At 69.4% G+C, this 13,784-nt stretch carries 8 protein-coding genes; 6 read left to right on the plus strand and 2 right to left on the minus strand.

The window, feature by feature from the left end:
- The first annotated feature begins 73 nt into the window (after positions 1-73).
- Complete coding sequence (locus ABZT47_RS03755; protein WP_354835821.1) at positions 74-1,390, plus strand: FAD-binding oxidoreductase; 1,317 nt, start codon at positions 74-76, stop codon at positions 1,388-1,390.
- A 47-nt stretch (positions 1,391-1,437) separates the two neighbouring features.
- On the opposite strand, the gene ABZT47_RS03760 is transcribed toward ABZT47_RS03755, so the two are convergent.
- On the minus strand, positions 1,438-2,109 hold the full coding sequence (locus ABZT47_RS03760) for an NADPH-dependent FMN reductase (protein WP_354835823.1): 672 nt from the start codon (positions 2,107-2,109) through the stop codon (positions 1,438-1,440).
- Positions 2,090-2,839 (minus strand): nitroreductase, encoded by a 750-nt coding sequence (locus ABZT47_RS03765; protein ID WP_354835825.1) that lies wholly within the window; start codon positions 2,837-2,839, stop codon positions 2,090-2,092. Before ABZT47_RS03765 ends, ABZT47_RS03760 begins: the two co-directional genes overlap by 20 nt.
- A 295-nt stretch (positions 2,840-3,134) precedes the next feature.
- Here ABZT47_RS03765 and ABZT47_RS03770 point away from each other — a divergent pair, with 295 nt between their 5' ends.
- The 5 genes from ABZT47_RS03770 to ABZT47_RS03790 all read left to right on the plus strand — a co-directional run bounded on the left by ABZT47_RS03770 (position 3,135) and on the right by ABZT47_RS03790 (position 13,750).
- On the plus strand, positions 3,135-4,031 hold the full coding sequence (locus ABZT47_RS03770) for an alpha/beta hydrolase (protein WP_354835827.1): 897 nt from the start codon (positions 3,135-3,137) through the stop codon (positions 4,029-4,031).
- Positions 4,032-4,575: 544 nt separating this feature from the next.
- Complete coding sequence (locus ABZT47_RS03775) at positions 4,576-6,954, plus strand: ricin-type beta-trefoil lectin domain protein (protein WP_354835829.1); 2,379 nt, start codon at positions 4,576-4,578, stop codon at positions 6,952-6,954.
- A 147-nt stretch (positions 6,955-7,101) separates the two neighbouring features.
- On the plus strand, positions 7,102-9,930 hold the full coding sequence (locus ABZT47_RS03780) for an RICIN domain-containing protein (protein WP_354835831.1): 2,829 nt from the start codon (positions 7,102-7,104) through the stop codon (positions 9,928-9,930).
- An 81-nt stretch (positions 9,931-10,011) separates the two neighbouring features.
- Positions 10,012-11,760, plus strand: a complete 1,749-nt coding sequence (locus tag ABZT47_RS03785; RefSeq protein WP_354835833.1) for a lectin — start codon at positions 10,012-10,014, stop codon at positions 11,758-11,760.
- A 148-nt stretch (positions 11,761-11,908) separates the two neighbouring features.
- Positions 11,909-13,750 (plus strand): family 43 glycosylhydrolase, encoded by a 1,842-nt coding sequence (locus tag ABZT47_RS03790; protein ID WP_354835835.1) that lies wholly within the window; start codon positions 11,909-11,911, stop codon positions 13,748-13,750.
- The last annotated feature ends 34 nt before the right edge of the window (positions 13,751-13,784 follow it).

Below are 13,784 nucleotides of genomic sequence, written 5' to 3' on the forward strand. Positions count from 1 at the left end.
AGGGGTTTTCCTTATGTCGTTAAATGTGTCGATTGACACGATTTCGCACCTTCGTACAGTCCTCAGCGGCAGCGTGACCGAGCCCCATGACGAGGGGTACGACGAGGCACGCAGGGTCTACGGCGGCTTCGACCGCCGTCCGCTGGCCGTCGTCCGGCCGGCCGACGTGGACGACGTCGTGCGCGTCGTCACCTTCGCCCGCGAGACGGGCCTGGAACTGGCCGTGCGCGGCGGCGGCCACAGCAACGCCGGGCACAGCGTCACCGAGGGCGGCATCGTGCTCGACCTCCAGGACCTGTCCCAGATCGAGATCGACGCCGAGGGCCGCACCGCGTGGGCCCAGGGCGGGGCGACCGCCGGCGCCTACACCGTCGCGGCGGAGGCGCACGGGCTCGCGACCGGCTTCGGCGACACCGGCTCGGTGGGCATCGGCGGCATCACGCTCGGCGGCGGCATCGGGTTCCTGGTGCGCAAGCACGGGCTGAGCATCGACAACCTGCTGGCCGCCGAGATCGTGACCGCGGACGGCGAGGTGCTGCTCGTCGACGAGCGGCACCACCCGGACCTGTTCTGGGCCATCCGCGGCGGCGGCGGCAACTTCGGCGTGGTCACCCGGCTCCGCTTCAAGCTGTACCCGCTGTCGTCGGTCCACGGCGGCATCCTGGTGCTGCCCGCGACCGCCGAGGTCGTCGCCGGGTTCATCGCGGCGGCGGAGGCCGCGCCGGACGAGCTGTCCACCATCGCCAATGTCATGCCGGCGCCGCCGATGCCGTTCCTGCCGGAGGAGCTGCACGGCTCGATGATCGTGCTGGCCTTCCTGGTCCACTCCGGGCCCGAGGAGGACGGCGAGCGGATCCTCGCGCCGTTCCGCGCGCTGGCCACGCCGCTCGCCGACTTCATCCAGCGCATCCCGTACTCGGCCATGTTCCCGCCGGAGGAGCACGGAGAGCAGCCCTCGGCGGCGGCCTCGACGATGTTCATGGACGGCGTGGACCTGGAGATGGCCGAGACGATCATCGACTACCTCGCCTCCTCCGACGCCTCGATGCGGGCCATCCAGCTCCGGGTGCTCGGCGGGGCGGTGCCCCGCGTGCCGGCCGACGCGACCGCGTTCGCGCACCGGAACAGCAAGATCATGGTGAACGTCGCGGCGTTCTACGAGGGTCCCGAGGAGCGGGTCGTCCGCGAGAGGTGGGTCGCCGACTTCATGGCGGCCATCCGGCAGAGCGACTCCGGCGCCTACGTCAACTTCCTGGGCGACGAGAGCCAGGACCGGGTGCGCGACGCCTACCCGGGCGAGACCTGGAACCGGCTGCGGGCGGTCAAGGCCCAGTACGACCCGACCAACTTCTTCCACCTCAACCAGAACATCCCCCCGGCGACCGGCTGACCCACGCGGCGGTCCCCGGTCCTGGCCGCACCCGCGGAGTGACCGGCTCAGGGGCGGTACGGCGGCGCTTCAACGCCGTCCTGCCGCCCCTGCGCCCGTTCGACCACCGTGTGGCGCCGGTGTCCGGCGGGGTGGTCGTGATGGCGCCGGATATGGACGGCGAAGGCCCTCAGATACTCGCTCAGGAACGCGGCGGTGGACGGCACCTGGATGTCGCCCCCTTCGTCGATCAATCCCTTGGTGAACTGGATGTAGGCCTCGGGCTGACCCATCACCGGGGAGTCGGTGAAGGACAGGATGGTCTTGAGATGCTGCTGCGCGACCGCGGTGGAGATCGGCCCCGGTGAGGCTCCGATGATCGCGGACGGCTTGCCGTTCAGCACGTTCGACCCATAGGGCCGGGTCGCCCAGTCGATGGCGTTCTTCAACGCGCCCGGGATGGACCGGTTGTACTCCGGGGTGACGAACAGCAGGGCGTCGGCGGCTTCGATCGCGTCCTTGAACTCCCGGGCCACGGCGGGATAGCTCGAGTCGTGGTCGTGGCTGTAGAGGGGCAGCTCGCCGATGGGGATCTCCGTGAGGCGCAGGTCGGGCGGCGCCAGACGGCTCAGGGCGACAGCGAGCGTCCTGTTGATCGACTTCCGGGACAGGCTCCCGACGATGTAACCAACGGTGTAGGTCATGCGTTTCCTCTCATGGTCAAAACGTGCGGCCGCCACCGTTGACGGCCTCGGCCGCGAGGTGACGCTCCGGTGGCCGGCCTCCGACGAACGTGACCGTCTCGTCGAGGGGCGCCCGGCCCGTACGGACGTGGTGCACCGTGACGTCCTCGAAACCGATCGACATGCCGCAGAACAGGATGAGCTCGTCCGGCGGCGAGAGGATCTCCGCGACGGTCCTGCGGTACACCGACCAGGCCATCTGCGGGCAACTGTGCAGCCCTTCGGCACGCAGAAGCAGCATGACGGTCTGCAGGTACATCCCCACGTCGGCCCATTGGGGCCGGCCCAGGTCGCGGTCGATGTAGCAGAACAGGGCGGCGGGTGCGCCGAAGCACCGCCAGTTCTCCCCCGCGGCCCTCTGGCGCGCCTCCCAGTCCTCGCGCGAGACCCCGAGCGCGCTGTAGCGCTCCCGGCCGAAGGCGGATCGGCGCTCCTGATACGGAGACTTCAGCGTGGCCGGGTACATCTCGTACTCGCGCTCGTCCCAGGAGTCGCCCGCGGCCAGGCGCTCGCCGGCGCGCTTCTTGAGCTCGGCCAGCGGCCCGCCGGTCAGCACGTAGACGTGCCAGGGCTGGAGGTTCGATCCGGACGGCGACCAGGCCGCGGCGGCCAGCACGCGCTCCAGCAGCTCCCTCGGAACCTCCCGGCCGGTGAATCCGCGCACCGCCCTGCGGCTCGTGACCGCCTCGTACACCTCCATGATCAACGCCCCCTCCGCTCGACGCATTCGAGTTCGTCACATCAACGATCGTATCAGTCGATACAGTATCATTCAATACTATCTGACGGCACGCGGACCCTCGGCGGGGAGAAGGCGACTCGCGCCGCCCGTGCGCCCTACGCCCCCTCCGTGGGACGGCCAAGCAGGTCAGGGGAAGGCTGGCCATGTCTTGGCCGGCTCCAGGTTGGTTCCCCGCCTCCCGGAGAGCAGACTCTCGTCAGTGGAGTCCGAGGGTGAGCGGTGGCACCCGCCGTGCCCCCGGAACGCGATGGCGATCAGGAGAGAGCGCCCAGGGGGACCGATGAACCGCTCACGTGCCGGGAAGACGACGAGATCCGTGGCCGCGCTCACCATGGTCGCCGCGTCGGTCGCCGCCGCGTCGGTGGCCGCCGCGCCCACGGCCGGCGCCCGGGCCGCCGCCACGGCGCCGGCGTCGTCCGCCCTCACGAGCACCCCTCTGCCGTGCCGGTCGCCGGGCCGGGCCAAGCCGACGGTCGTCCTGGTCCACGGAGCCTGGGCCGACACCTCGAGCTGGAACGGAGAGGTGGACGCCCTGCGCCGGGCGGGCTACGTCGCGCGCGCCATCGCCAACCCCCTGCGCGGCCTCGGCACCGACGCCGCGACCGTCGCGGACTTCCTGAAGACCATCTCCGGCCCGATCGTGCTCGTCGGGCACTCCTACGGGGGCTCGGTGATCACCGAGGCCGCGGCGGGCGTTCCAGGGGTCAAAGCGCTGGTGTACGTCGACGCCGCCGCGCCGGACGTCGGGGAGGCCACCGGCCGGCTCAGCGGGCCGGACTCCGCGCTCAACGCCGATCCCGGCTCCCTTTACGACAAGGTCCCCTACCCGGGCGCGCCTCAGGGAGCGGCCGATCTGTACCTCAAGAGGGACGTCTTCGTCCGCTCGTTCGCCTCCGACCTGCCGCGCGACACCGCCCTGCGCCTGTGGGCGTCCCAGCGAGCCGCCTCGACCAGCGCGTTCACGACGCCGGCCACGGCCGCGGCGTGGAAGTCGATCCCGTCCTGGTACTTCATCAGCACCGGCGACCGGATCATCACCCCGTCCGCGGAACTGTCCATGGCCCGGCGGGCGCACGCCAGGGTCAGCCGGTTCGAGGGCGGGTCGCACCTCACGCTGATCTCCCACCCGGCCGCGGTGACCTCGCTGATCGGCTCGGCCATCTGCGCCACGCCCTAGAACCGGCGGCGCGCTCCATACAGATGCGTACCGGCCGCGGCCGGCCGCCGGTGATCGTGTCAGCCTGCCGCCATCTCGGCCAGGTCCCCACGCGACTCACCGGCGAGATCTGACGCGCGAGACGAGGACCGGCCCGGGACCGCCCGGCGATGAAACGTTCAGAGGCGGCGGCCTCCTTCCGACGGGCGGTCTCGCGTCGACGACATGCGGGACCGGCTAACACGGGCCGCACGGTCCCCACTGGGGTCGAATCGGTTCGCCGATACGTTCTTGACATGTTTCATACTTATTTCCACACTGAGCACTCACGGCGGCTGCCTCCTGCCGGGCCGGTGGTGAAGCGGCAGGAGCCCCGGCTGAGACACGGGCCGACGATGCCCCATGTCGTGACGCACGGAGCTCCCCCGCGTATCCCATCGAGACCAGCACTGGAGGTTCAGGTATGCGCGAGAACGCCAGACCGGTCAACCGGATCCGGCCTCGTTCGCACCTGCTCGTTCGGACCGACCTCCTTGCCGAGACGACCCGAGAAGGGGTTCGCTACATGAGCCGACGAAGTAGAACAAGGGCATTCCTCCCGGCGCTCGTGGTCGCGCTGCTGACCGCCGCCCTCTCGTTGATCGGCGTCTCCTCGGCGCACGCCGCCGTCTCGATCACGATCAACGGCGGTTCCGGCGGCCGTACGCTCGACGGCGTGGGCGCCATCAGCGGCGGCGGCGGCAACAGCCGCCTGCTCGTCGACTACCCCGAGCCCCAGCGCGGCCAGATCTTGGACTACATGTTCAAGCCCGGGTACGGCGCCGCGGTGCAGATCCTGAAGGTGGAGATCGGCGGCGACACCAACTCCACCAGCGGCGCCGAGCCGAGCCACCGGCACACCTCCGCCGACCTGGACTGCGGCCGGGGCTATGAGTGGTGGCTGATGGAGCAGGCCAAGGCCCGCAACCCCAACATCAAGCTGGCCGGCCTCTCGTGGGGCGCGCCGGGCTGGATCGGCAACCGCAACTTCTGGTCCCAGGACATGATCAACTACCTGGTCGACTGGCTCAAGTGCGCGAAGAACAGCCACGGGCTGACCATCGACTACCTCGGCGGCTGGAACGAGCGGGGGCGCGACCTCAACTGGTACATCAACCTGAACGCCGCCCTGGACTCCAACGGTTTCAGCAACGTCAAGATCGTGGCCGATGACACCAACTGGGGCTCGGCCGACGACGCGGTGAACAACACCGCGTTCCGGAACGCCGTGGACATTTACGGCAACCACTACGTGTGCGGTTATCGCAGCGCGCAGACCAACTGCCCCAGTACCACCAACGCCATCAACTCCGGCAAGCAGTTGTGGGCCAGCGAGAACGGGTCCGACGACTACAACGACGGCGCCAAGGCCCTCGCGCGCGGCATCAACCGCGACTACATCGACGGCAAGATGACCGCCTACCTCAACTGGCCGATCGTCGCCGCCATCACCCCGAACATCCCGTGGCCCACGATGGGCGTCGCCATCGCGCCCCAGCCGTGGTCGGGGTACTACAACATCGGCAAGAACGCCTGGACGATGGCGCAGACCACCCAGTTCACCGCGCCGGGGTGGAAGTACCTGGACTCCTCCAGCGGGTACATCGGCGGCAGCCGCAACAACGGCAGCTACGTCTCGCTGAAGTCGACCAACAACTCCGACTACAGCACGATCATCGAGACCATGGACGCCGGCGCGGCCCAGACGCTGAACTTCACCGTCAACGGCGGCCTGTCCACCGGCACCGTGCACGTGTGGTCCACCAACCTCAACTCCAACAACTCCGCCGACCACATGGTGCGCGGCAGTGACATCACCCCCTCGGGCGGCGCCTTCTCGCTGACCGTCCAGCCCGGCCGCGTCTACACCATCACCACCACCACCGGCCAGGGCAAGGGCACCGCCACCAGCCCCGCGCAGGGCTCGATGCCGCTGCCCTACTCCGACGACTACGACGGGTACGAGGTCGGCAAGGAGGCCAAGTACCTGATGGACCAGCAGGGGGCCTTCGAGGTGACCGCCTGTGGCGGGGGCCGCGCGGGCAGGTGCGTGCGCCAGATGGCGCCGCGCATGCCGATCACGTGGGACGGTGACTACGACCCCTACGCGCTGCTCGGCGACGTGGGCTGGAGCAACTACACCGTCTCCTCCGACGTCCTGCTGGAGCAGTCGGGCTACGTCAAGCTCATCGGCCGCGGCGGCACCCAGCACTACAGCCCGGCCGGGCAGAACGCCTACTACCTGCGGGTGACCGACGGCGGCGCCTGGTCGATCCAGCGCAACACCGCCTCCAACGCCACCACGACCCTGAGCAGCGGCACCGTGGCGGCCCTCGGCACCAACCGCTGGCACACCCTGTCCCTCGGGTTCTCCGGGTCCACGATCACCGCCGCGATCGACGGCGTGACGGTCGGCAGGGTCACCGACACGATGTGGGGCGCCGGCCAGGTCGGCCTTGCCACCGGCGCGACCGAGACGGCGCAGTTCGACAACCTGTCCATCACTCCCGGCTCGGGCGGCACCCCGACCAACGTGCTGCGGAGCATGGCGTCGGGCCGCTGCCTGGACGTCCCCGGCCAGACGCAGACCAACGGCACCCAGGTGGCGATCTGGGACTGCAACGGGCAGGCCAACCAGCAGTGGATCGCGACCTCGGGCAAGCAGCTCCAGGTGTACGGCACCAAGTGCCTGGACGCCCAGGGCACCAACGCCGGCGCCCGGGTCGTCATCAACGGCTGCAGCGGAGGCACCAACCAGCAGTGGAACCTCAACGCCGACGGCACGGTCACCAGCGTGCAGTCCAACCTGTGCCTGGACGTCACCGGCGAGGCGACGGCCAACGGCACGCTGGTCGAACTGTGGTCCTGCACCGGCGGCGCCAACCAAAGGTGGACCCGTAACTGAGAGGCGCCGGGGGTGACCCCGGACGGACGTGCGCGCGGGCGGCGGCCCCCACTCGCGCGCACGTCCGTCGCCTCTGCGCGCAGAGCATGCGCGAGCTGATCTCGACAAACCATGGCGTTTCGCACGGCAGGAAGGACCCATCCCCCTATGTCCCGACGTTGGTGGCTCACGCTACTGACCGCGTTCGCGCTGGTCGGTCCGGGAGCCCTCGTTCTCACCGCTCCGGCGGCCAACGCGCTGACCATCCCCGCGTCCGACTACCAGCAGATCAACCTCGCCTCCGGCGGCAACGAGCTCGGCGAGGCGATGTCGCTGGCCGTCATGCCGAACCGGTCGGTGCTCCACACGGCTCGCGACGGCACACTCCGCGTCACCGACGTCAACGGCAACACCAAGGTCTCCGGCAAACTCAACGTCTACACCCATGACGAAGAAGGCCTCCAGGGCGTCGCCGTGGACCCCAACTTCGCCACCAACCGGTGGATCTACCTGTACTTCTCGCCGCGGCTGAGCACGCCGAGCGGCGACGCGCCGGCCACCGGCACGCAGTCGCAGTTCGACTCCTGGAAGGGCGAGCTGCACCTGTCGCGGTTCACCCTCAACTCCGACGACACGCTCAACATGAGCAGCGAGAAGGTCGTGCTGGTCGTCGCCAACGACCGCGGCCTGTGCTGCCACGTCGGCGGCGACCTCGACTTCGACGCGCAGGGGAACCTGTACCTGACCACGGGCGACGACAGCAACCCCTTCGACTCCGCCGGGTACGCACCGCTCGACGAGCGCACCAACCGCAACCCGCAGTACGACTCGCAGCGCACGGCGGGCAACACCAACGACCTGCGCGGCAAGCTCCTGCGGATCCACCCGGAGTCCGACGGCAGCTACACCATCCCGAGCGGCAACCTGTTCCCGCCGGGGACGGCGAAGACCCGCCCCGAGATCTACGCCATGGGCCTGCGCAACCCGTTCCGCATGTCGGTGGACAAGGCGACCGGCGTCGTCTACGTCGGCGACTACGGCCCCGACGCGGGCTCCACCAACTCCAACCGCGGGCCGAGCGGCCAGGTGGAGTTCAACCGGATCACCGGCCCGGGCAACATGGGCTGGCCGTACTGCACGGGCACCAACACCAGCAGCGAGACCTACAACGAGTGGGACTTCAACAGCAACAGCACCGGTCCGAAGTACAACTGCTCCGGTGGCCCCACCAACAACTCCTTCCGCAACACCGGCCTGACCACCCTTCCCGCGGCCAAGCCGGCCTGGATCAAGTACGGCGGCGACTCCGGCTCCCCGTCGGAGTTCGGCAGCGGCTCTGAGTCGCCGATGGCCGGCCCGGTCTACCGCTACGACGCCTCGCTCAACTCCTCCGTCAAGTTCCCCTCGACACTGGACGGCAGGTTCTTCGCCGGCGAGTACGGCCGCCGGTGGATCAAGGCGATCGAGGTCAAGAGCGACGGCTCGCGGGGCGAGATCTCCGCGTTCCCCTGGTCGGGCACGCAGGTGATGGACCAGGCCTTCGGCCCCGACGGCGCCCTGTACGTCCTGGACTACGGGACGGGCAGCAACAACCAGGCTCTGTGGCGCATCGAGTACATCGGCACGGCGGCCAACCGCAACCCGATCGCCAAGGCGGCGGCCGACAAGACCTCCGGCCCCGCGCCGCTGACGGTGAACTTCTCCTCCTCGGGCAGCTCCGACCCCGAGGGCGGCGCGCTGAGCTACTCGTGGAACTTCGGCGACGGGAGCACCTCCACCTCGGCCAACCCGAGCCACACCTACTCGAGCGACGGCGCCTACACCGCGACGCTGACCGTCCGGGACCCGCAGGGGCTGACCGGAAGCGCGAGCGTCAGCGTGAGCGTGGGCAACACGGCCCCGACGGTCACGCTGACGAGCCCGGGTGACGGCCAGCTGTTCTCCTTCGGCGACACGGTGCCCTTCACGGTCAGCGTCAGCGACCCGGAGGACGGCACGATCGACTGCTCGACGGTGTCGGTGACCTACTTCCTCGGACACGACAGCCACCGCCACCAGATCACCACCGCCAACGGCTGCAGCGGCACCCTGACGGTGCCGACCGACGGTGAGCACGACGCCGCGGCCAACATCTACGGCGTGTTCGTGGCCTCCTACACCGACAAGGGCGGCCTGACCACGACCAGCACCCGCACCCTGCAGCCGCGCCACCGCCAGGCGGAGCACTTCGGCGCCCAGCAGGGTGTCCAGGCGACCGCCCACACCCCGGCCGAGGGTGGCAACACCGTGGGCTACATCGACGACGGCGACTGGATCTCCTTCCAGCCGTACGCGCTGGGCAACGCCACCAAGATCACCGCACGCGTGGCCTCGGCCGGCGCGGGCGGGCGCATCGAGGTGCGCGCCGGCTCGGCGACCGGCACCCTGCTCGGCACCGTCACCGTGCCGGTCACCGGGAACTGGGAGACCTACGTCGACGCCACGGCCAACCTCAGCGGCGCGCCCTCCGGCACGACCACGCTGTACCTGGTCTTCCGCGGCTCCACCGGCGGGGGTTACCTGTTCGACCTGGACGCCTTCACCCTGGACACCGGGACCGTCACCAACCCGACCTCCACCACGATCAAGGGCACGGGGTCGGGCCGGTGCCTGTACGTCACCGGCGGGTCGCAGACCAACGGCACCGCCGCGGTGATCCAGGACTGCAACGGATCGGCCGCCCAGCAGTGGACGGCGACCAGCGCGACCGAGCTGCGGGTCTACGGCAACAAGTGCCTGGACGTCAACGGCGGCGCCACCGCCGACGGCACCGCGGTGATCATCTGGGACTGCAACGGGCAGAACAACCAGAAGTGGCGGTTCAACAGCGACGGCACCATCACGGCCGTCGGCGCCAACAAGTGCCTGGACGTCAACGGCGGCGGCACCGCCAACGGCACCAAGGTCCAGATCTGGACCTGCAACAGCGGAAACAACCAGAAGTGGACCCGCGTCTGACCCTCCCTGTTCATCGGCTCATGTGACGTCGTGGCGCGGCCCCCTGCCGCGTCACGACGTCACGACCTGGAAGGACCCCCCATGCTCCGACATCTGATCCCCGGCCGAAGCGCAGGGAGCGGCAGCAAGAGGTCGGCCCCGCGCCGGTTGGCGCTGGTGGCCGCGCTCGCCGTGGGCGCCGTCACCGGCATCGCCGTCGCCCCCGCCGACGCCGCCTCCTACAAGGTGCTGGTGTTCTCCAAGACCGCCGCGTTCCGGCACGACTCCATCCCCGCCGGCATCCAGGCCATCCGCGACCTCGGCGCGGCCAACGACTTCTCGGTGGACGCCACCGAGGACGCGAGCGCGTTCAACTCCGGCAACCTCGCGCAGTACAAGGCCGTCGTCTTCCTCAGCACCACCGGAGACGTGCTGAACGACTCCCAGCAGAGCGCCTTCCAGTCCTACGTCGACGGCGGCGGCGGTTACGTGGGCGTGCACTCCGCCGCCGACACCGAGTACAACTGGTCCTACTACGGCGGGCTGGTCGGAGCCTGGTTCAACAACCACCCGGCGATCCAGCGGGCCACCGTGCGCACCGAGGACCGCGCGCACGCCGCCACGTCCCATCTCGGGGCCACCTGGTCGCGCACCGACGAGTGGTACAACTACCGCACCAACCCGCGCTCCAGCGTGCACGTGCTGCAGAACCTGGACGAGTCCAGCTACAGCGGCGGCTCCATGAGCGGCGACCACCCCATCACCTGGTGTCACCCGCAGTCGGCCGGCCGCGCCTTCTACACCGGCCTCGGGCACTCCATCGACTCCTACTCCGAGACCAACTTCCGGACGCTGCTCCTCGGCGGCATCCGCTACGCCGCCGGAGCGGTGAAGGCCGACTGCCGTCCGGAGACCGGGTACACCACCCTGTACAACGGCTCCACCACCGGCTGGTCGCAGGCCGGCTCGGGGTCCTTCGCCAACAGCGACGCCACGCTGACCTCGCAGGACGGCCTCGGCATGCTGTGGTACAGCGCCAAGGAGTTCAAGTCCTACTCGCTCAAGCTCGACTGGAAGCTGACCGGCGACTCCGACTCCGGCGTGGTCATCGGCTTCCCGTCCACCAGCGACCCCAACGCCGCCCTGAGCAACGGCTATGAGGTGCAGATCGACGCCAGCGACACCGCCGGTTACACGACGGGCGCCGTCAACGGGGCCAAGGCCGCCGACACCACCGCCCGCGACGCGGCGCTGAACCCGGCGGGGCAGTGGAACACCTACGAGCTGCTCGTCGAGGGCGAGCGGCTGCAGGTGTTCCTCAACGGCGTGAAGATCAACGACTTCACCAACACCGACTCGGTCCGGTCCCTCCAGCAGGGGTACATCGGCATCCAGAACCACGGGTCCGGCGACACGGCGGCCTTCCGCAACGTCCGCATCAAGGAGCTGGGCGGCACGACGCCGACCGGCAACGCGCTCCGGGGCGTGGGGTCGGGCCGGTGCCTGAACGTCAACGGCGGGTCGCAGACCAACGGCACCGCCGCGGTGCTCTATGACTGCAACGGATCGGCCGCCCAGCAGTGGACGGCGACCAGCGCGACCGAGCTGCGGGTCTACGGCAACAAGTGCCTGGACGTCAACGGCGGCAGCACCGCCAACGGCAGCGCCGTGATCATCTGGGACTGCAACGGGCAGAACAACCAGAAGTGGCGGCTGAACTCCGACGGCAGCATCACCGCGGTCGGCGCCAACAAGTGCCTGGACGTCAACGGCGGCGGCACCGCCAACGGCACCAAGGTGCAGATCTGGACGTGCAACGGCCAGAACAACCAGAAGTGGACCCGCGTCTGACCATCACCGTTCGCGGCGTACGAACCGGGAGCCCGGCGGCGAAATTTCGCCGCCGGGCTGCCTGGCTGTCACCCCCCTTCCACCGGCCCGCCATCCCGGCACGGGTTCATCACCTAAATTGTTAGCGCTAACAATTCTGGAGTCGACGTTGAGAACCGCCTTTCAGCTCCGAGCCGGGCACCGGCTCGGGCGGGGCCTGCTGCTGGTCATCGGCCTGCTGTGCGCCGTGACACTCCTGCCCGGCCTGCCCGCCAGGGCCGACAACCCGATCGTGCAGACGATCTACACCGCCGACCCCGCTCCGCTGGTCTACAACGGCCGGGTCTATCTCTACACGGGACACGACGAGGACAACTCCACCTACTTCACCATGAAGGACTGGCGGGTCTGGTCCTCGGCCGACATGGTCAACTGGACCGACCACGGCTCGCCGATGAGCCTGTCCACCTTCTCCTGGGCGGCCTCGGACGCCTGGGCCGGCCAGACCGTCTACCGCAACGGCAAGTTCTACTGGTACGTCCCGGTCAAGGACCGCGCGAGCGGCCAGATGGCCATCGGCGTCGGCGTCTCCACCAGCCCCACCGGCCCGTTCACCGACGCCATCGGGCACGCACTGGTGCGTAACGGGGAGATCGACCCGACGGTGTTCATCGACGACAACGGCCAGGCCTACCTCTACTGGGGCAACCCCAACCTGTGGTACGTCCGGCTCAACACCGACATGATCTCCTACAGCGGCTCCCCCACCCAGATCCCGCTCACGACCTCCGGGTTCGGCACCCGCACGGGCAACACCAGCCGTCCCACCCTGTATGAGGAAGGCCCCTGGGTCTACAAGCGCGGCGGCACCTACTACAACGTCTTCGCCGCCAAGTGCTGCTCGGAGTTCATCGGCTACTCGACGGCCTCCAGCCCCACCGGGCCGTGGACCTACCGCGGCACCGTCATGCCGACCCAGGGCGCCTCGTTCACCAACCACCCGGGGGTCATCGACTTCAACGGCAACTCCTACTTCTTCTACCACAACGGCGCCCTGCCCGGCGGCGGCGGTTACACCCGTTCGGTCGCGGTCGAGAGGTTCACCTACAACTCCGACGGCAGCATCCCGACGATCAACATGACCACCACCGGGGCGCCCCAGGTGGGCACGCTCAACCCCTACACCCGCCAGGAAGCGGAGACCATCGCCTGGGAGTCCGGCGTGGAGACCGAACCCGCGAGCGAAGGCGGCATGAACGTCGGCTGGATCGAGAACGGCGACTACATCAAGGTCAAGGGGGTCGCGTTCGGCTCCGGCGCGACGTCCTTCAGCGCCAGAGTGGCCTCGGCGAACAGCGGCGGCAAGATCGAACTGCGCCTGGACGGCGTCAACGGCTCCCTGGTCGGCACCTGCACCGTCAACGGCACCGGCGGCTGGCAGACCTGGACGACCGTCTCGTGCCCCGTCAGCGGCGCCACCGGCACCCACGACCTGTACCTGCGTTTCACCGGCGGTTCCGGCACCCTGTTCAACGTGAACTACTGGCAGTTCGCCGGCGGGACGAGCAGCGGCGGCAACCTGCTGGCCAACGGCGACATGGAAGGCGGCACCACGGGCTGGGGCGCCTCCGGCGGAACCCTCTCCTCCAGCACCACCACGCCGCACGGCGGCGCACGGTCGCTGTCGATCACGGGGCGCACGGCGTCGTGGAACGGCACGACCCAGGACGTGACCTCCAAGCTCACCAACGGCAAGAGCTACACCACGAGCGTCTGGGTGCGCGCGCAGAGCGGCACGCCCAGCGCGAAGGCGACCCTGGCGGTGACCGCCGGCGGCACGACCAGCTACATTCAGCTGACCCCCGCGACGGCGGTCACCTCCAGCGGCTGGACCCAGCTCTCCGGCACGGCGACCGTGTCGTGGAGCGGGACGCTGACCGGCGCGAGCTTCTACGTCGAGACGGCGGCGGGCACCGACGGCTTCTCCGTCGACGACGCCTCGTTCGCGTAACCGCCCCACCGGCCGGCGCGACGCATCTCCCGCC

This window comes from Sphaerisporangium sp. NPDC005289, assembly GCF_040607455.1.
Taxonomy (GTDB): Bacteria; Actinomycetota; Actinomycetes; order Streptosporangiales; family Streptosporangiaceae; genus Sphaerisporangium; species Sphaerisporangium rhizosphaerae.

Bases quoted from the DNA above. Each gene is read 5' to 3' on its own strand.
- ABZT47_RS03775 (WP_354835829.1), top strand. From the start codon at position 4,576: ATGAGCCGACGAAGTAGAACAAGGGCATTCCTCCCGGCGCTCGTGGTC.
- ABZT47_RS03770 (WP_354835827.1), top strand. From the start codon at position 3,135: ATGAACCGCTCACGTGCCGGGAAGACGACGAGATCCGTGGCCGCGCTC.
- ABZT47_RS03780 (WP_354835831.1), top strand. From the start codon at position 7,102: ATGTCCCGACGTTGGTGGCTCACGCTACTGACCGCGTTCGCGCTGGTC.
- ABZT47_RS03785 (WP_354835833.1), top strand. From the start codon at position 10,012: ATGCTCCGACATCTGATCCCCGGCCGAAGCGCAGGGAGCGGCAGCAAG.
- ABZT47_RS03765 (WP_354835825.1), bottom strand. From the start codon at position 2,839: ATGCGTCGAGCGGAGGGGGCGTTGATCATGGAGGTGTACGAGGCGGTC.